19 protein-coding genes and 1 pseudogene are annotated in these 16,832 nt (G+C 69.6%); 11 read left to right on the forward strand and 9 right to left on the reverse strand.

Translation table 11 applies throughout. From position 1 onward, the window contains the following. Position 1: 1 nt before the first annotated feature. Genes AC07O4_RS14160 through AC07O4_RS14175 form a run of 4 tightly spaced genes read right to left on the reverse strand, consistent with a single transcriptional unit; the run spans position 2 to position 2,516 of the window. Entirely contained in the window at positions 2-703 is a 702-nt protein-coding gene (locus AC07O4_RS14160) for an MOSC domain-containing protein (RefSeq protein ID WP_495304870.1), read from the reverse strand. Continuing rightward, complete coding sequence (locus AC07O4_RS14165) at positions 700-1,392, reverse strand: glutamine amidotransferase (protein WP_495304871.1); 693 nt, start codon at positions 1,390-1,392, stop codon at positions 700-702. The genes AC07O4_RS14160 and AC07O4_RS14165 overlap by 4 nt, the downstream gene beginning before the upstream one ends. 22 nt (positions 1,393-1,414) lie before the next feature. Further along, positions 1,415-1,966, reverse strand: coding sequence for a redoxin family protein (locus AC07O4_RS14170; protein WP_495304872.1), 552 nt, complete (start codon positions 1,964-1,966; stop codon positions 1,415-1,417). Position 1,967: 1 nt separating this feature from the next. Beyond that, a complete protein-coding gene (locus AC07O4_RS14175; RefSeq protein WP_495304873.1) occupies positions 1,968-2,516 on the reverse strand; it encodes a carboxymuconolactone decarboxylase family protein in 549 nt (182 codons plus the stop codon). A gap of 95 nt (positions 2,517-2,611) precedes the next feature. On the opposite strand from AC07O4_RS14175, the gene AC07O4_RS14180 reads away from it, so the two are divergent. After that, entirely contained in the window at positions 2,612-3,496 is an 885-nt protein-coding gene (locus AC07O4_RS14180; protein ID WP_495304874.1) for an AraC family transcriptional regulator, read from the forward strand. A 4-nt stretch (positions 3,497-3,500) separates the two neighbouring features. Here the strand turns inward: AC07O4_RS14180 and AC07O4_RS14185 are convergent, their stop codons facing one another. Then, positions 3,501-4,688 (reverse strand): M20 aminoacylase family protein, encoded by a 1,188-nt coding sequence (locus AC07O4_RS14185; protein ID WP_495304875.1) that lies wholly within the window; start codon positions 4,686-4,688, stop codon positions 3,501-3,503. Beyond that, positions 4,685-5,683, reverse strand: coding sequence for a tripartite tricarboxylate transporter substrate binding protein (locus AC07O4_RS14190; protein WP_095947658.1), 999 nt, complete (start codon positions 5,681-5,683; stop codon positions 4,685-4,687). Before AC07O4_RS14190 ends, AC07O4_RS14185 begins: the two co-directional genes overlap by 4 nt. A 131-nt stretch (positions 5,684-5,814) precedes the next feature. On the opposite strand from AC07O4_RS14190, the gene AC07O4_RS14195 reads away from it, so the two are divergent. Continuing rightward, a complete protein-coding gene (locus AC07O4_RS14195) occupies positions 5,815-6,702 on the forward strand; it encodes a LysR family transcriptional regulator (protein ID WP_095745258.1) in 888 nt (295 codons plus the stop codon). Between the two features lie 12 nt (positions 6,703-6,714). Here the strand turns inward: AC07O4_RS14195 and AC07O4_RS14200 are convergent, their stop codons facing one another. Further along, a complete protein-coding gene (locus tag AC07O4_RS14200; protein WP_495304876.1) occupies positions 6,715-7,689 on the reverse strand; it encodes an ATP-binding response regulator in 975 nt (324 codons plus the stop codon). A 39-nt stretch (positions 7,690-7,728) separates the two neighbouring features. On the opposite strand from AC07O4_RS14200, the gene AC07O4_RS14205 reads away from it, so the two are divergent. Next, positions 7,729-8,313 (forward strand): winged helix-turn-helix domain-containing protein, encoded by a 585-nt coding sequence (locus AC07O4_RS14205; protein ID WP_495304877.1) that lies wholly within the window; start codon positions 7,729-7,731, stop codon positions 8,311-8,313. Between the two features lie 16 nt (positions 8,314-8,329). Here the strand turns inward: AC07O4_RS14205 and AC07O4_RS14210 are convergent, their stop codons facing one another. Beyond that, complete coding sequence (locus AC07O4_RS14210) at positions 8,330-9,292, reverse strand: LysR family transcriptional regulator (protein ID WP_062472868.1); 963 nt, start codon at positions 9,290-9,292, stop codon at positions 8,330-8,332. Positions 9,293-9,490: 198 nt separating this feature from the next. On the opposite strand from AC07O4_RS14210, the gene AC07O4_RS14215 reads away from it, so the two are divergent. The 8 genes and pseudogenes from AC07O4_RS14215 (at position 9,491) to AC07O4_RS14250 (ending at position 15,840) form a co-directional block, all read left to right on the forward strand. Beyond that, positions 9,491-10,822, forward strand: a complete 1,332-nt coding sequence (locus tag AC07O4_RS14215; RefSeq protein WP_070060608.1) for an MFS transporter — start codon at positions 9,491-9,493, stop codon at positions 10,820-10,822. A 50-nt stretch (positions 10,823-10,872) separates the two neighbouring features. Next, complete coding sequence (gene uraD, locus AC07O4_RS14220) at positions 10,873-11,427, forward strand: 2-oxo-4-hydroxy-4-carboxy-5-ureidoimidazoline decarboxylase (RefSeq protein ID WP_095747602.1); 555 nt, start codon at positions 10,873-10,875, stop codon at positions 11,425-11,427. Continuing rightward, positions 11,420-11,932, forward strand: coding sequence for a hydroxyisourate hydrolase (locus tag AC07O4_RS14225; protein WP_493192340.1), 513 nt, complete (start codon positions 11,420-11,422; stop codon positions 11,930-11,932). Before uraD ends, AC07O4_RS14225 begins: the two co-directional genes overlap by 8 nt. 48 nt (positions 11,933-11,980) lie before the next feature. Continuing rightward, positions 11,981-12,316, forward strand: a complete 336-nt coding sequence (gene uraH / locus AC07O4_RS14230) for a hydroxyisourate hydrolase (RefSeq protein ID WP_062472877.1) — start codon at positions 11,981-11,983, stop codon at positions 12,314-12,316. A gap of 19 nt (positions 12,317-12,335) precedes the next feature. Then, on the forward strand, positions 12,336-12,827 hold the full coding sequence (locus tag AC07O4_RS14235; RefSeq protein WP_495304878.1) for a nucleoside deaminase: 492 nt from the start codon (positions 12,336-12,338) through the stop codon (positions 12,825-12,827). A 100-nt stretch (positions 12,828-12,927) separates the two neighbouring features. Continuing rightward, entirely contained in the window at positions 12,928-13,539 is a 612-nt protein-coding gene (locus AC07O4_RS14240) for a TetR/AcrR family transcriptional regulator (RefSeq protein ID WP_495299938.1), read from the forward strand. A gap of 53 nt (positions 13,540-13,592) precedes the next feature. Beyond that, positions 13,593-14,042, forward strand: coding sequence for a nuclear transport factor 2 family protein (locus tag AC07O4_RS14245; RefSeq protein ID WP_307638209.1), 450 nt, complete (start codon positions 13,593-13,595; stop codon positions 14,040-14,042). A gap of 100 nt (positions 14,043-14,142) precedes the next feature. Continuing rightward, a pseudogene (locus tag AC07O4_RS14250) lies at positions 14,143-15,840 on the forward strand (long-chain fatty acid--CoA ligase). Here AC07O4_RS14250 and AC07O4_RS14255 read toward each other — a convergent pair. Then, the gene (locus AC07O4_RS14255; RefSeq protein WP_495304879.1) at positions 15,832-16,770 is read right to left on the reverse strand and encodes a LysR family transcriptional regulator; all 939 of its coding nucleotides are present in this window, start codon (positions 16,768-16,770) and stop codon (positions 15,832-15,834) included. The pseudogene AC07O4_RS14250 and the gene AC07O4_RS14255 overlap by 9 nt on opposite strands. Between the last annotated feature and the right edge of the window lie 62 nt (positions 16,771-16,832).

A 16,832-nucleotide genomic window follows, 5' to 3' on the forward strand; every position in this document is an offset into this window, starting at 1 on the left:
GTCAGGCCTGCGGTGCGCGCAGGCGCGGCCCCCAGTCTTCGACGCGCCCCGCATCCACCCGCTTGCGAAAGGTGGCGCGCCAGCGCTCGGCCAGGGCGGGCAGGGCGGCGGCCTGTTCCCATTCGGGGGCGAAGCGCGCGTCGCGCGAGAACAGCAGCGCGATGAGGCGCGACAGCGGCCAGTCCGGGTGCGGGCGTTCCACGCGCGTGGCCAGGGCGCCGGCCCGCACCCAGCCGGGTTCGAGCACGCGGTAGTACCAGCCCGTGCAGCCGCGCGCCTGCATCTCGCGCGCCATGCCGGGCCTGCCGAAGTGGGCGTCGAGCTTCCAGCAGGGCTGCCGACCCTGCGACAGCTGCACCCGCGCGTCGCCGAGCTGCACGACGTCGCCGATGCACACGGTCGATTCGTTCCAGCCCGTGGTCGAGATGTTCTCGCCGAAGGCGCCCGCGTGCGCCAGCTGTTCGGTGCGCTGGCCGCCCGCCGCCCAGCCGGCGTAGTGCTCGCGCGGGTAGTGGTGCACGGCCTTCTCGACACCGCCGTGGATGCGCAGGTCGGCCTGCGCATCGCCTTGCAGACCGGTGGGCGACAGCCACAGCGCATCGGCCGTGGGCGTCTTGCGGATGCCGCTGCGTGTGCGGCCGTCGGGCAGCAGGGCCACGGGGCCGACCAACAGCGCGTCGATGGGCAGGGTGGGCTGCGTCATGCGAGCTGGTCCAGCCATGCCGTCAGCATGCGCGTCGCGGCATCGGAGCGCAGGTCGGCCAGCTCGGCGCTGCGGGCGCGCAGCGCGGGGATGTCGATGCCGGCCGCGACCAGTTCGTGGTGGTGCCCGATGAGCCAGGGTTCGATGCGTGCGGGGTCGGCCTCGGGGTGGAACTGCAGCGCCAGCGCATGGCGGCCGTGGCGGAAGGCCTGGTGCGGCGTGCGTGCGGTGCTTGCGAGCAGTTCGGCGCCGGGCGGCAGGTCGAAGGTGTCGCCGTGCCAGTGCAGCACGGGCTCGCCGTCCAGCGCCGCGAGGCACGAGGCCCGGCCCGCCGCGCTCAGGTCGACCGGCGCCAAGCCGATCTCCGTGTGCCCCGACGGGTACACGCGCGCGCCGAGCGCACGGGCCATGAGCTGCGCGCCCAGGCACAGGCCCAGCGTGGGCCGCTGCAGCGCCAGCCGTTCGCGCAGGCCGGCGATTGCTTCGGCGAGCCAGGGGTAGGTCGCCGTGTCGTACGCCCCGATGGGGCCGCCGAGCACCACGACGAGGTCGGCGTGGCGCCATTCGTCGGCGCTGAGCGCGGACGGGCCCGCCTGCCGGTAGTCGATGGCGTGGCCAGCCCGGGTGAGCACGCTGGCAAAGCGCCCGAGGTCTTCGAAGGCGAGGTGTTGCAGGGCGATGCATGGCATGCGGTGAGTGTCCTTTCTTCTTTCAGGCGCGGCAGGCGGTGTCGTCGCAGGGGCCGTCTGGCGACGCCTCGTACGCAGGCTGCGCGATGAGATGCGCGGGCGCCTCTTCGGCCGCAAGCTGCCCGATGGCGGCGCCCAGCGCCATGTCGTCGAGCAGCCCGAAGTGGCTCAGCCGCAGGCGGCCCTGCCGGTCGATCAGCACCGTGCTCGGCGTGCCTTGCCACTGGTAGTCGCGCATCGTGGCGGGAATGCCGCCGGTGGGCGAGGGCTGGTCGATGCCGATGGGAAAGCCCAGCCGGTACTCGCGCACGAAGGCGTCGAGCGCGGCGGGCGTCATGACGTCGTGGTGCTCGAACACCGAGTGCAGGCCGATCACCGCGACGTCTTTCGCGGCGAACAGTTTCTGAGTCTTCTTCGCCTGCGGCAAGGCGTGCGACACGCAGGCCGGGCACAGCATCTGGAATGCGTGCAGCACCACGACCCGGCCGCGCAGCGACGCGAGCGTGATGGGCGCGTCGGTGTTGAGCCACTGCGCGACCTGCAGCTCGGGTGCCTCGGGGCGCGGCCAGGCCATGTCAGGCTGCCTCGGTGCGCAGCTTCACCTGCGGGAAATCCACCGGCACCTGGAACGCCACGTTCACGTAGTTGGTGAACAGGTTCAGCGCGACGTGGGCCAGGATCTCGACGATGTGCCGGTCGTCGAAGCCCACGGCGCGCAGGGTCTGCACGTCGGTGTCGCTCACCTGGCCGCGCGCATCGACGAGCTTGAGCGCAAAGCGCAGCGCCGCCGCGGTGCGCGGGTCGGCCGATTCGCCGGCCTGCGCGGCCGCCATGTCGGCGGCCGACACGCCCGCCTTGCGGCCCAGCGCGGTGTGGGCCGCGAGGCAGTAGTGGCAAGCGTTGCGGTCGGCGACGGCCACGGCGATCTGCTCGCCGAGCTGCGCCGGAATGACGCCGCCGCCGAGCGCGCCGAACGATCCCCACAGGCTGCGCAGCGCCGCGGGCGAGTTGGCGACGGCGCGGAACATGTTGGGCGTGGCGCCGAAGGCACCGTGGATTTGGGAGAGCAAGACCTGGGCGTCGCCGGTGGCGGCGGTGTCGGTGACGAGGTTGACGCGGGGCATGAAGACTTCCTTTCGGTGATGACGATGCAAGCAGTGTCTTCCCGCAATCCGTATGATTTGAACGCTTTCATCCATTCAACATACCTTTTCGTCCAATGCCGAGCGCATCACCGCCGCCGCCCATCGACAGGCTCTCGTCCCTGCTCGAGCGTTTCCGTGTCCGCGCCCACCTGTTCCACACGGGGCCGCTGTGCGGCGTGACGCACTTCGCGGCGAAAGAGGGGCGCAGCTTCCTGCATGTGATGCGGCGCGGCGAGATGGTGGTCACGCATTCGGCGCCGTCGGTGCGTTCGGCCGGCGTGCCGCGCAAGCTGGTCGTGAAGGAGCCCAGCCTGCTGTTCTATCCGCGCCCGCTGGCGCACGACTTCCACAACGCGCCCACCGAAGGTTCGGATTTCGTCTGCGCCACGGTCGACTTCGACGGCGGCGAGGCGCACCCGCTGGTGCGCGCCTTGCCGCCGCTGGTGCGGCTGCCGCTGCATGCGGTCGGCGGCCTCGAAGCTTCGCTGGCATTGCTGTTCGCGGAAACCGGGCGCGTGCTGTGCGGGCACCGGCTGCTGGCCGACCGGCTGTTCGAGGTGGTGCTGATCCAGCTGCTGCGCTGGCTGCTCGACCATCCGCAGGAAAGCGGCGTGCCCGCTGGCCTGCTGACGGGCCTGGGCGACCCGCAACTGGCGCGCGTGCTGGTCGCGCTGCACGAGCGACCGGGCGAGCCGTGGCCGCTCGAACAGATGGCCACCGAGGCCGGCATGTCGCGCAGCGCGTTCGCGGCGCGCTTCAAGTCGGTGGTGGGCGCGACGCCCGCCGACTACCTGGCGCAGTGGCGCCTGACGATCGCGCAGGCCGAGCTGCGCACGGGCGCGTCGGTCAAGACGATTGCCGACGGCCTCGGCTACGCCAACGCTTCGGCGCTGTCGCGCCTGTTCGCGCAGAAGGTGGGCGTGTCGCCGCGCGAATGGCTCGCGCGGCAGTCTTCTTGAACGTTCAGTCCGCGGCGCGCAGGAAGCGCTCGGTCAGCAGCACCCAGTAGGCGCCACCCACCGCAACGTTGCTGTCGTTGAAGTCGTAGCCCGGGTTGTGGACCATGCAGGCGCCGTGCGCGTCGCCGTCGCCATTGCCGATGAGCAGGTAGCAGCCGGGCACGCGCTCCAGCATGAAGGCGAAGTCTTCGCTGCCCGGCAGCGGCGGCGTCTGCCAGGTGACCTGCGCCGGGCCCACGAGTTCTTCGGCGACGGTGCGCGCGAAGGCGGTTTCTTCGGGCGTGTTGACCAGCACCGCGTAGCCGGGCCGCCAGTCGATCTGTGCCTGCACGCCGAAGCTCTCGGCCTGCGCGGCCACCAGCGCCTTGATGCGGGTTTCGATCTTCTTGCGCACCTCGCGGTCGAGGGCGCGCACGCTCAGCTCGAGCACGGCGCTCTGCGGGATCACGTTGTTGGCCTTGCCCGCGTGGATGGCGCCCACCGTGACCACCGCCATCTGCAGCGGGTCGATGTTGCGCGAGACCACGCTCTGCAGCGCCATCACGATGCTGGCCGCGGCCACGATGGGGTCGGCCGCGCGGTGCGGCATGGCGCCGTGGCCGCCCACGCCGGTGAGCGTGATGGTGGCGTAGTCGGACGAGGCCATGGCCGGGCCTTCGCGCATCGCCAGCCGGCCCTGCGCCATGCCGGGCATGTTGTGCATCGCGAAGATGGCGTCGCAGGGGTAGCGCTCGAACAGTCCGTCGTCGATCATGCGCACCGCGCCGCCGCCGCCTTCCTCGGCGGGCTGGAAGATCAGGTTCAGCGTGCCGTCGAAGCGCCCGCGCTCGGCCAGGTGCTGCGCCGCCGCCAGCAGCATCGCCGTGTGGCCGTCGTGGCCGCAGGCATGCATCACGCCCGTGTGTTCGCTGGCGTAGGCCAGGCCCGTGGCTTCGTCGATGGGCAGGGCGTCCATGTCGGCGCGCAGGCCGAGGCGGCGCGTGCCGTTGCCGCGCACCAGCCGGCCCACCACGCCGGTGCCGCCCACGTGGCGCTCGACGGTGTAGCCCCAGGCTTCGAGTTTTTCGGCCACCAGCGCCGAGGTGCGGTGCTCGTCGAAGCCGAGCTCGGGGTGCTGGTGGATGTCGCGGCGGATGCCGATGAAGGTGTCGGCGCTGGCGTGCAGGTCGTTCAGGAGGGCGGTGGTGCTCATTGGGGTTCCAGTCGGATGGACTTGGCGATGTCGCGGTAGCGCGCGGTCTCGGCTTCGTAGAACTTCGCCGATTCGGCCAGCGTCGTCTGCGGCGAGGCCAGCTGCGTCTGGGCCGCGAGCTGCTCGCGCACGCTCGTTTCCTTCAGCGCCGCGCCGACGGCCTGGTGCAGCTTCTGTACCACGTCCTCGGGCGTGTTCTTGCGCACGAAGAAGCCGCTCCAGGTCTTGTAGTTGACGTTCTTCAGCTCCTTGCCTTCGCTGGCGGTGGGCACGTTCTTCAGCAGCTCGGAGCGCTGCCCGCCGAGCTGGCCGAGGATCTTCAGCCGGCCCTGGTCGGCCAGCGCGCCCATGGCGGCGCTGTAGACCAGCACGGCAAAGTCGACCTGGCCGCCGCCGATGTCCTGCAGCAGCGGCGCGTTGCCCTTGTAGGGCGCGTGCATGAGCTTCACGCCGGTGTCCAGCTGCACCTTCTCGAGGATCAGGTGGTAGAGCGAGCCGATGCCCACGCTGCCGTACGACAGCGGCTTGTCGGGCGACTTGCGCGCCAGCGCAATGAGTTCGTCGACGCTGTTGGCCGGCAGGTCCTTGCGGGCGACGAAGACCATCACCGCCTCGGCCACCGGGTGCACCATGCGGAAGTCTTCGGCCTTGAGCTTCACGGCCGCATTGGCCAGCGGCGCAAGGATGATCTCGTTGGGCGAACCCTGGAAGAGGTAGTAGCCGTCGGCCGGCGCGGCCAGCACCTTCTGCGCGGCCATGGCGCCGCTCACGCCGCCCAGGTTCTCCACGACCACCTGCTGGCCCAGTGCCTTGCCCAGCGGCACGGTGAAGATGCGCGCGGTGGCGTCCGAGGGGCCGCCGGCCGGGTAGGGAACCATCAGGTTCACGGGCTTGGCGGGAAAGCCGTCGGCGCGGGCGGGGCCCGCGGCCAGCAGCATCAGCCCGCAGCCGAGCAGCAGTGCGGATCGGAAGAGCGAAGTCGTCGTCAAAGTCATGTCTCCTGGGGTGGTGCCGGCTCGTGGGGCCGGATGCAGGGGAATGCTAGGAGCGGGCCGACGCAACGTCCAATGCATTGTTGGCTGCATTAGCATGAGTCCAATGCATTCCTGAAAACGAGGTTTTCGCCATGACGCTGGTTCAACTGAGGCACCTGATTTCGCTGGCCCACACGGGCTCGTTCAGCCAGTCGGCGCAGGCGCTGCACCTGACGCAGCCCGCGCTCAGCCGCAGCGTGCGTGCGCTCGAGGACGAGCTGGGCATGCCGCTGTTCGACCGTATCGGCCGGCGCAACGAGCTCACGGTCTTCGGGCGCGAGGTGCTGGAGCGCGCGCGGCTGCTGGTGTCGGAGGCCGAGGCGCTGCGCGACCGCGGCCGGCAGATGCGCGAAGGCGAGGGCGGCACGGTGCGCATCGGGCTGGGCTCGGGGCCGGGCGCGCTGCTGATGACGCCCTTCCTGCTGCACATGGCGACGCACCATCCGGCCGTGCGCACCGTGATCGCACGCGGCAGCACCGACCTGCTGGCGCAGGCGCTGCGCGAGCGCAGCCTGGACGCGCTGGTGGTCGATGCGCGCGCGCTCAAGCCCGCGCCCGACCTGGTGCTGACCCACGTGTACGAACTGCGTGGCGCCTTCCTGTGCCGCCGCGGCCATCCGCTCACACGGCTGCGCAAGGGCGTGAGTTTCGAGGCGGTGCAGCGCTACCCGATCGCCTCGACGCCGTTGAGCGACGAGGTGGCGCGCGGGTTGGTCGAAACCTACGGCCCGCAGGCGCATCCTGCCAACTGCGTGACCCTGCAGTGCGAGGAACTGCCCAGCATCGCCGACGTGGTGCGCCAGAGCGACACGGTGCTGCTCGCGGTGCACGAGTCGGCACCCGACCTGGTCGAGTTGCGGATGGAGCCGCCGATGCGCGGCACGGCGCGCTTCGGGCTGGTGACCTTGCGCCAGCGCACCGAGGCGCCGGCGCTGGCGATTCTTCGGCGGTTGATGAAGGAACGGATGGCGGGAGCGTAGGGCGTCGTCTGCTCAGAACGCCGCCTGCGCCGACAGCGCAAGCTGGAGTTCGTCCAGCAGGTCCGCCACGCGCATGTGATCCGAAGCGGTTTCGCCACGGGCGATTTCCTCCAACGCATCGGCGGGCGCTGCCACGGCCGCAGCGTCGACCATCAGGGCCGCGCCCCTGATGCGGTGCGCATGGTGCGCCGCGCTCGCGGTGTCGCCCGCAGCGAACGCCCGGCGCAGCGCCGCAAGGTCTTCCGCCATGGCCTCGTGAAACTGCGGCGGCAAGGCCGTGTCGGCACGTTGCGGCGACGACGGCGCCCCGCCCAGCCAGAGCTGCAGCATGCTCGACAGTTCGTCCAGCCGCAGCGGCTTCTTGAGCACGCCGTCCATCCCGCTTTCCATGCATTCGTCGAGGTGCGCCGAGTCGGTCGCGGCCGAGATCGCGATCACGGGCAGATGGCCGGCACCGGCCTCGCGCTCGCACTCCCGGAGGCGGCGCGTCGCTTCGTAGCCGCTCATCCCGGGCATGTGGCAGTCCATGAGCACGAGCGCAAAGGGATGCGGTGGCGCGAGCGCGGCCAGTGCCGCCGCGCCGTCGGCTTCGATCCGGGCGTCGTAGCCCAGCATGCGCAACTGCTCCGCGATGATGAACTGGTTGCCCGGATGGTCCTCCACGACCAGCACGGTGGCCGCAGGACCGAAAGGCGGCTTGCCACGCGCCGCAGCGGCATCCTTGGACAGTTCTTGTGGGGGCGATACAAGCTTCACCGGCAGGGCGAACTCGACCGAGGTGCCCGCACCAAGGCGGCTGGTCAACCGGATCTCGCCGCCCATCAATTCGACCAGCTCCTTGCAGATGGTCAGCCCCAGCCCGGTGCCGCCGAAGCGCCGGGTCGTGGTGCTGTCGGCCTGCGTATAGGCATCGAAGAGGGTGACCTGCTGCGAGGGCGCAATGCCGATGCCGGTGTCGCTCACCGTGACCGTCAGCAGGCCGTTCATGTCGCCATCCGATCCATCCATCCACCTTTGGAGTGATCCTTGAAGCAGAGTCATTGCCCCCTCCACACCGCCACCCCTTCCACGCTGCGGCTGCCCATCACGTGGGGCGAGACCGCGTGCGCCACCATTGCGGTGATCGACCCGGAACTGCGGCCCCGACAGCAGATGGGGCGGGCCATCCGCAGGCTCGGCCATTGGCCGCTGGTCTTCACCAGCGCGCTGGAATTGATGCAGGCGTTCCGCTTCGACCTGTCCGCGGACAGCGCGCAGGTGGCCGGCATCCGGGTCGAATTGACGCCCAATGAGTTCGACCTGGCCATCGTGCTGTTCAGGAACGTCGATCAGGTCCTGACGCACCACGCACTGCGCGCGCTGGTCTGGGACAGTGGCCATCGCTGCGGCTCCGGGGTGCTTTCCACGAACGTGTGCGGCCTGCGCCGCAAGCTCGGCCTGGGCGCCGGACGCCATGGGCTGGAGCTGCAGACCGTTCCGGGGCAGGGCTACCGGCTGAGCACCACGGTCAGCACGCCGGAAGAGAACAGGCGCCGGCAGCGGGAACCTGTCCGAAGGGCAGGGGAGCGCGCGTGGGGGAGCGCAGCCTCTGCGCCGGGTTCGGCCGCCTGAGCGAAAGGCAATCAGCCTAGGCGCTTGCTGGTGCGGCAGCTTCCGCCGCATCGGGCCGCGCCAACCCCGACGCCACCGCCGCCAGGATGCCGCGCAGCCAGCGGTGCGCCGGCTCGTGCTGCGAGCGGTCGTGCCACAGCTGGTAGAAGCGCATGCGCGGAAAGCCCTGCGGCGCGGGCACCGCCACCAGCGGCAGCGTGTGCACGAACTGCATCGCGAAATGGCGCGCGGTGGTGAAGACCAGGTCGGTGCCCACCAGCAGGTGCGGTGCCACGGTGAAGTAGGGCACGGCAATGCAGGCCTCGCGCGTCTGGCGCAAGGTGGCCAGGTGCGTCTCGACCACGCCGCGCTGCGACGCCGCATACGGCGTGGGCACCACGTGGCGCGCGGCGATGTAGCGCTCCATCGTCATGGCGCCCTTGGCGGCCAGCGGGTTGTTCTTGCCCATGAGGCACATCAGGTCGTCTTCGAGCAGCAGCGACAGGTGCAGCCGGTCGGGCGGCTGCGGCCAGTTGCCGATGACGATGTCGAGCTCGCCCTGGGCCAGCGCGCGCTCGTAGTCGTAGGTGACGCTCAGCGGGTGCACCACCAGCCGCGCATGCGGCGCCTCGGCGCGGAACCGCGTGGTCACGTCGGCCAGGAAGCTCATCGCCAGGTAGTCGGGCAGCGCGAGGTGGAAGGTCATCGCGCTCGAGGCGGGCTCGAACTGCTCGGGCCCCGAGAGCATGCGGTCGATCTCGAGCAGCGCGCCGCGCGCGCGGTCGCGCAGCTGCAGCGCCCGCTCGGTCGGCACCATGCCGCTGCGCTCGCGCACCAGGATGGGGTCGGCGAACACCTCGCGCAGCCGGCGCAGGGCGGTGCTGATGGCGGGCTGGGTCTGGTTCATCCGCACGGCCACCCGGGAGACGCTGCGTTCGGCCACCAGGGCGACCAGCACGCGCAGCAGGTAGGTGTCGACGGGGGCGTGGGAGCGTGACATGGCGGCAGGGCGGAGAAAAGAGGCGTTGCCGGCGGCAGCACCATCATGGCAAACCGTTATGTCGCACATTCTAGAGAGCGTGATCCGGGGCCGCGATATCTGCCTACAGTTCGCCACCAGCGGGAACGGCAGCCGCAAGCGGACCCACAGAAGGTCCCAGGCGGCGCGTCCCGTCCACACCTAGAAATGGAGACAACCATGAGCATGGACGCCACGATGGCGCCAGTCCGGGAACACACCGCCACGGCGGAACTGGACGGCATCTACCGCAAGATCATCTTCCGCCTGATTCCCTTCCTGATGCTGCTGTGGGTGCTGGCCTGGATCGATCGGGTCAACATCGGCTTCATCAAGCTGACGATGCTGGACGACCTGAAGTGGAGCGAAGCGGCCTACGGGCTGGGCGCGGGGATCTTCTTCCTGGGCTACTTCTTCTTCGAGGTGCCCAGCAACCTGCTGCTGCAGAAGATCGGCGCCAAGAAGACCATCATGCGCATCACGATCGGCTGGGGCCTGACCTCGATCGCCACGATGTTCGTGAAGAGCACCGAGATGTTCTACCTGCTGCGCTTCCTGCTGGGCGTGTTCGAGGCGGGCTTCTACCCCGGCATCATCCTGTACCTGACCTACTGGTTCCCCGACAGCCGGCGCGCCAAGGCCTTCGGCATGTTCATGTCGGCCTCGGCCTTCGCGGGTGTGATCGGCGGGCCGCTGGCCGGCACCATCATGAACAACATGCATGGCGTGAACGGCTGGGCCGGCTGGCAGTGGGTGCTGCTGCTCGAGGGCATTCCCTCGGTGCTGGCCGGCATCGCCACCTACTTCTACCTGACCGACCGCCCCGAGCAGGCCCACTGGCTCACGGCGCGTGAACGCCAGCTGGTGCACGACGACCTCGAGCGCGACCGCAAGACGCTGGGCCACCGCGAGCACAGCATGCTGGCCTCGCTGAAGAACGGCAAGTTCTGGCTGCTGATCCTGATCTTCTTCTGCATCATCGCGGCGAACTCGTCGCTCACCTTCTACGGCCCGACGCTGGTGAAAGAGATCGGCTTCACCAACCCGCTGACCGTGGGCTGGATCATGGCCGGCGCCTACCTGTGCGGCGCGGCCGGGATGATCTGGAACGGCTTCCACTCCGACCGCCACCAGGAGTCGCGCTACCACTGCGCGCTGGCCGCGGCGCTGGGTTCGGGGGCGTTGCTGGTGGTGGCGCTGTTCCTGCGCCAGAGCCCGGCCCTGGTGCTGGCAGGCCTCACGCTGGCCATCGTCGGCACCATGAGCGCGATCCCCGTGTTCTGGCAGATGCCCAACCGCTTCCTGGCGGGCACCGCGGCCGCCGGCGGCGTGGCGCTGATCAACTCGATCGCCAACCTCGCGGGCTTCGGCGCGCCGTGGATGCTGGGCCTCATCAAGACCGCCACCGGCAGCCTGGCGCCGGGCCTGTATGTGGTCGCGGCGGTCGAGATCTGCGCCACCGTGCTGATCCTGCTGTTCGTGCCGCGCCTGCACAAGACGCCCGCGCGCTGATTCCTTCCACCCCTTCGTCCGACTGTCTGAATACAAAGGAGATGCTCTCCATGCCTTCCCACGCCCATCGTTTCGATCTCCAGGCGCTCAACGCCATGGACTGCGACGCGTTCGTCGCCGCACTCGGGCCGACTTTCGAGAACTCGCCCTGGGTCGCACGCTCGGCCTGGTCGCTGCGGCCCTTCGCCACCATCGACGCGTTGCACGAAGCCATGCTCGACGTGGTGCGCCGCGCACCCGACGCCCAGCAGCTGGCGTTCCTGTGCGGCCACCCCGAGCTGGCGGGCCGCGAAGCCCAGTCCGGCACGATGACTGCCGAGTCGGTCGGCGAGCAGGGCAGTGCGGGCCTGAATGCGCTGAGCCGCGAAGAGATGGCCGAGATCCAGCGGCTGAACCGCGTGTACCGAGAGCGGCACGGCTTTCCTTTCATCATCGCGGTGCGGCGCAGCACCAAGGGCCAGATCTTCGAGGCGCTGCGCAGCCGCGCCGCCGAGTCCACCGAAGCCGAGCGCCGCGCAGCGCTGACGCAGATCGGCCTCATCACCCGCGGTCGCATCGACACGCTGCTGGGTGCGTCCATCTCCCAAGGAGCGGTCCATGCCTGAGAAAGAAATTTCCCTGCCCGCACGCCGTCGCTTCGCGCTGTCGGGCCTCGCGCTCGGCGCCGCAGCCCTGGCGCCCCACGGTGCTGTTGCACAAACGGCCGCACCCGCCGGCCCGGCCCAGGCCAGCGGCCCCATCGTGCTGCACGGGGTGAGCCCGCGCCTGACCGTGCACGCGCTCGACACCTTCCACGGTGCCGCGGCGACCGGCCTGCGTATCGATCTCTCGGTGCGCGAGGGCGACGGCTTCAAGCTGCTGCGCACCGTGACCATGAACGGCAACGGCCGCTCCGACGAGCCGCTCTTGATCGGCGACAGCTACCGCGCCGGCGACTACGAGCTGCTGCTGCACGTGGACGAGTACTTTGCGCGCAAGCAGTCGCGCCTGCCCACGCCGCCGTTCCTGTCGAAGCTGCCGGTGCGCATCCGCGTGGCCAACGTGGCCGAGCGCATCCACCTGCCGATCCAGTTCGGCCCGTGGAGCTACACCTACTCGCGCGGCAGCTGACCAAGCAGGCCCCGTTCGTTCCCATCGTCTGCAAGGAGTTTTCTTCGTATGACCGGCATCACCACCCATGTGCTCGACATCACCACCGGCCGCCCGCTCGTCGGGCTGAAGGTCGACCTCTACGACGTGGCGACCACGCCGCCCACACGCCTGAACAGCACGCGCACCAACGCCGACGGTCGCACCGACGCGCCCATGCTGGCCGCCGCCTCGGCGCGCACCGGGCAGTTCGAGCTGCAGTTCCACGTCGGGGACCACTTCAAGGCGGCCGATGCGCTGTCCGACGTGGTACCCGTGCGCTTCGCCATCGCCGACGCGGCGCAGCACTACCACGTGCCGATGCTGTGCGCCCCCTGGTTTTTTTCCACCTATCGCGGCAGCTGACCGCGGGAGCTTTTCCTGAATGACCACATCCCATGACCCCCACGCAGGCGCGTACCTGCTCGACTCCATCCGCCTCGCCATGGGCAACATCCGCGAACGCAAGACCTGGCCCTTCGGCGCCGTGATCGCGCGCGACGGCAAGGTGATTGCCACCGCCGTCAATGAAGTGGATGCCCTGTGCGACCCCTCGGCTCACGCCGAGATGCAGGCCGTGCGCGCCGCCGCGAAGGCACTGAAGAGCACCGACCTGTCGGGCTGCACCGTGTACGCCAGCGGCTACCCGTGCTCGATGTGCCTGACGGCCATGTACCTGTCGGGCGTGAAGGAGGTGTTCTACGCCTACTCGAACGAGGACGGCGAACCCTTCGACCTGTCGGCCGCACGCGGCTACGTCGAGATCGCCCGGCCGCTGGAGCAGCGCGAGATGAAGCTGCATTCGCTGCCGGTGCGCGATGAGGCCAATGAGGACTTGTACGAGGCCTGGCGCAAGGTGGCGCAGCCCGCGGGTTGAGCCAGAGACAGCGCTGCGCCCGAACCTGCCGGGCCGATGCTGCGTGCCATACTGCCCGCGTGTTCACGTGGCGCAGCAGCCATCGAGGAGAAAGACGCACATGGTCCAGCAGGCCAAGCGCAGCGCAACCACCGTCGGGGCCATCCTCGCCTCGGCGCGACAGCTGTTCATCGAGCGGGGGTTCGCGGCCGTCAGCATTGACGACATCGCGGCCGGTGCAGGGATCGCCAAGGGCGGTCTGTATCACCACTTTCGCGCCAAGCACGATGTCTTCGAGGCCGTGCTCGATGCGGTACAGGCCGAGCTGGCCGCGGAACTCGGCACGCGCATCCAGCGCATCGAAGGGCATCGTTCGCCCCACACCATCGCGACCAACCTGCGCATCTACCTCGAAGCAGCCACGCAGGAAGGCCTGCGCCAGCTGATCCTGGTCGACGGGCCCGTGGTGCTCGGCTGGGAGCGCTGGCGCGGCATCGACGATCGCCACTTCATGGACTCGATCCGCACCGGGCTGGTGGCCATCATGCCGGCGGGCACGCCACCCGAAGAGATCGAGGCCGCCACGCGGCTCATCGCCGGCGCGGTGGCCGAAGCGGCGCTGGCCTGCGGGGCGGCGCAAGACCCGATGGCCGCCGTGCAGCTGCACTGCCGGTTGCTCGAAACCATGCTGTGCGGGCTGCAGCAACACGGGTCGAATCCGCACCCGGATTGACAAACCGACTTCGAGTCGGTAAATTTTCTCCATCACATCCGATGGAGACAGACATGGCGTTTCCTGGCAAGACCGATCCCGCCGACCCCGCCCTGGGGACCGAAGCGTTGTTCGCGCGCTACCACGTCGGATGGGAAACACGCGACCCCGACCGCATCGCGTCGCTGCATTCCGAAGACACGACCTATTGGCTGCACGACGGTTCCGCACCGGTGCGCGGGCGCGAGGCGCTGCGCCAGTACTGCGTCGGCGTGTTCGCCCGCTATCCCTTCAGTTTCGAGCTGCGGCGCAGCCTGTTCGGCGCGCGGCACTGGGTGCTGGAGTGGGTGATGGTGCTGCCGCTGAAGGACACGGCAGGGCAGCCGTTCACCGCGCGCGTCGAGATGCTCGACGTGGTCGACGTCAACGACGCCGGCGAGGTGACGCGCAAGGACGTCTACATGAACGGCGCCCAGTCGCAGGCCGCCTTTGCACGCGCGGGCATCGCGCCCGGCCAGCCGTAGTCGTCTCGTTCTTGAAGCATCGCTCCCGCCTCCGGCACGCCGGAAGCGGGCAGGGCGCAGCCACGCCCAACGACCGGTTACCACCCACCAGGAGCACGCCATGCACACCCGCCCGCATCACACGTTCTGGCCCCGGCGCCTGCCGCGCGCCTTGCACGCGGCACGCACGCCGCTGTGGGACAACCTCGCGGTCAATGCCCGCCGCTTTCCCGACAAGGCGGCGCTCATCTTCATGGGCCGCACGCTGAGCTATGCGCAGCTGTGGGCCGCCGTCGAGCGCCTGTCGGCCGGCCTGCATGCGCTGGGCGTGCGCCCCGGCGACCGCGTGCTGCTGGCGATGCAGAACTGCCCGCAGCTGGTGATCGCGCATTTCGCGATCCTGCGCGCCGATGCCGTGGTGGTGCCCGTCAACCCGATGAACCGCGCCGAGGAGCTGAAGCATTTCATCGTCGATCCCGATGCGCAGGTGGCGATCGCGACGGCGGACCTCGCGGTCGAGCTCGCGAAAGCCAGCGACGCCTTGCCGCAGGCGCAACAGCTGCGCCACCTCGTCGTGACCCAGTTCACCGATGCCTTCGACCCGGCCGCGCTGTCGGAACAGGACATGCCGGCAGCCTGGGCACCGTGGCTGCTGCCGCGGCGCGAACTGCCGACACTGGCCGGTGGCACGGTGCACGCTTGGACCGACTGCCTGGCCTGCGAAGCAGCACCGCCCGTGGCCAGCGCCGATGCGGACGCACTGGCCCTGTTGCCCTACACCAGCGGCACGACCGGCCTGCCCAAGGGCTGCATGCTCAGCCACGCGAACGCGATGCACAACGCGATGGCCATCAACGCCTGGGGCAATGTGACGCCGCAGAGCATCCACCTCGTGGCCGTGCCGATGTTCCACATCACCGGCATGGTCGGCGTCATGCACGCGGCGATGCAGGTGGGCGCCACGGCCGTGCTGATGCCGCGCTGGGACCGCGAACTGGCCGGCCGGCTGATCGCCACGCACCAGGTCACGCACTGGGCCAACATCCCGACCATGGTCATCGACCTCTTGGCCAGTCCGAACGTGGCGCGCTTCGACCTGTCGAGCCTGGTCGCCATCGGCGGCGGCGGGGCGGCAATGCCGCAGGCGGTGGCGCAGCGGCTGTTCGAGCAGTACGGCCTGCGCTACGTCGAGGCCTACGGCCTCACGGAAACTGCCGCGCCCTCGCACTACAACCCGCCCGACGCGCCGAAGCTGCAGTGCCTGGGCATCCCGTTCATGAGCACCGACGCGCGCGTGATCGACCCCGACACGGGCCGCGAGGTCGCGCCGGGAGCATAGGGCGAGATCGTGATCCACGGGCCGCAGGTCTTCGCGGGCTACTGGAAGCGGCCCGCTGACACCGAGGCCGCCTTCGTCGAGATCGACGGCAAGCGGTTCTTCCGCTCCGGCGACATGGGGCATGTGGACGGGGAGGGCTACTTCTTCGTCACCGACCGGCTCAAGCGGATGATCAACGCGAGCGGCTTCAAGGTCTGGCCGGCCGAGGTGGAAGCGTTGATGTTCCGTCACCCGGCCATCCAGGAGGCCTGTGTGATCGCGACCCGGGACGCCTACCGCGGCGAATCGGTCAAGGCGCTGGTGGTGCTCAAGCCCGCGCAAGCGCCAGTGAGCGCGCAGGACATCATCGACTGGTGCGCCGCAAACATGGCGGCGTACAAGGCGCCGCGCGTGGTGCAGTTCGTCGACGCATTGCCCAAGAGCGGCAGCGGCAAGGTGATGTGGCGAGCGTTGCAGGAAGCAGAGGCTGCGTCAACGTGAATCCGATGGGTCCGGGCGAACGACGATCGGCGCATGCTGCGCCATGAGCCCGGCGACCCACTCGATGAACGCGCGCAGCTTGGCGCTCACATGCCGGTTCGGCGCGAACGCCACGTACAGCGGCATCGGATCGAGCTGCCAGTCTTCGAACAGCGGCACCAGTTCGCCGTGCGCCCGGTGCGGCGCGGCCATGTAGTCCGGCAGCCAGAGGATGCCCAGGCCCGCCAGCCCCGCTGCGAGGTAGGCATTGCCGTCGTCGACCGAGAGCACGTAGCGGCCCTGCACGTCGACGCGCTCGCCGCCCCGGCGCATGGCGTACGGAAAGGTCTTGCCGTGGCGCGACCACAGGAAGCCGACGATGCGGTGGTGCGTGTCTTCCAGCTCACGCGGATGTGTTGGCGCGCCGGCCAGCTCGAGATAGCTCGGTGCTGCATAGACCCCGAGCTGCAGGTCGCCGACGCGGCGGGCCATGAGCGAGGGGTCGGTGAGTCCGCCGCCGCGCACGACGCAATCGACGTTCTCGCCGATCACATCGACCATGCGGTCGCTCACGCCCATGTCGAGCTGGATGTCGGGGTAGCGCGCATGGAAGGCCGGCAGCGCGGGCACGAGGATCATGCGGGCCAGCGGGCTGGGCACGTCCACGCGAAGGCGGCCGCGGGGCAGGGCGGCCGCGCCCGACAGGCTGGTTTCGGCGTCGTCCAGGTCGGCCAGCAGCCGCACCGCACGCTCGTAGTACGCCGCGCCATCGGCCGTGACGTTCACCTTGCGCGTCGTGCGATTGAGCAGCTTCACGCGCAGCCGCGCCTCCAGCTGCTGCACCAACTGCGTCACGCTGATCTTGCTCATGTGCAGCGTGTCGGCGGCCTTGGTGAAGCTGCCGGCTTCCACCACGCGGGTGAAGGCCTGCATTGCATCGAAACGGTCCATGGGAGGGCTCCTGCGCGGCGATTGTTTGGGATCTGCAAACAGTGATTGTTGGCTTTGCCCGT

This window comes from Variovorax sp. GW821-FHT09D04, from assembly GCF_059416405.1.

Coding starts and splice junctions, on each gene's coding strand:
- AC07O4_RS14170 (WP_495304872.1), bottom strand. CDS start 1,966: ATGGCCTGGCCGCGCCCCGAGGCACCCGAGCTGCAGGTCGCGCAGTGG.
- AC07O4_RS14180 (WP_495304874.1), top strand. CDS start 2,612: ATGCCGAGCGCATCACCGCCGCCGCCCATCGACAGGCTCTCGTCCCTG.
- AC07O4_RS14215 (WP_070060608.1), top strand. CDS start 9,491: ATGAGCATGGACGCCACGATGGCGCCAGTCCGGGAACACACCGCCACG.
- AC07O4_RS14240 (WP_495299938.1), top strand. CDS start 12,928: ATGGTCCAGCAGGCCAAGCGCAGCGCAACCACCGTCGGGGCCATCCTC.
- AC07O4_RS14190 (WP_095947658.1), bottom strand. CDS start 5,683: ATGACTTTGACGACGACTTCGCTCTTCCGATCCGCACTGCTGCTCGGC.
- AC07O4_RS14175 (WP_495304873.1), bottom strand. CDS start 2,516: ATGCCCCGCGTCAACCTCGTCACCGACACCGCCGCCACCGGCGACGCC.
- AC07O4_RS14210 (WP_062472868.1), bottom strand. CDS start 9,292: ATGTCACGCTCCCACGCCCCCGTCGACACCTACCTGCTGCGCGTGCTG.
- AC07O4_RS14235 (WP_495304878.1), top strand. CDS start 12,336: ATGACCACATCCCATGACCCCCACGCAGGCGCGTACCTGCTCGACTCC.
- AC07O4_RS14245 (WP_307638209.1), top strand. CDS start 13,593: ATGGCGTTTCCTGGCAAGACCGATCCCGCCGACCCCGCCCTGGGGACC.
- AC07O4_RS14200 (WP_495304876.1), bottom strand. CDS start 7,689: ATGAACGGCCTGCTGACGGTCACGGTGAGCGACACCGGCATCGGCATT.
- uraH (WP_062472877.1), top strand. CDS start 11,981: ATGACCGGCATCACCACCCATGTGCTCGACATCACCACCGGCCGCCCG.
- AC07O4_RS14255 (WP_495304879.1), bottom strand. CDS start 16,770: ATGGACCGTTTCGATGCAATGCAGGCCTTCACCCGCGTGGTGGAAGCC.
- AC07O4_RS14185 (WP_495304875.1), bottom strand. CDS start 4,688: ATGAGCACCACCGCCCTCCTGAACGACCTGCACGCCAGCGCCGACACC.
- AC07O4_RS14160 (WP_495304870.1), bottom strand. CDS start 703: ATGACGCAGCCCACCCTGCCCATCGACGCGCTGTTGGTCGGCCCCGTG.
- uraD (WP_095747602.1), top strand. CDS start 10,873: ATGCCTTCCCACGCCCATCGTTTCGATCTCCAGGCGCTCAACGCCATG.
- AC07O4_RS14165 (WP_495304871.1), bottom strand. CDS start 1,392: ATGCCATGCATCGCCCTGCAACACCTCGCCTTCGAAGACCTCGGGCGC.
- AC07O4_RS14195 (WP_095745258.1), top strand. CDS start 5,815: ATGACGCTGGTTCAACTGAGGCACCTGATTTCGCTGGCCCACACGGGC.
- AC07O4_RS14225 (WP_493192340.1), top strand. CDS start 11,420: ATGCCTGAGAAAGAAATTTCCCTGCCCGCACGCCGTCGCTTCGCGCTG.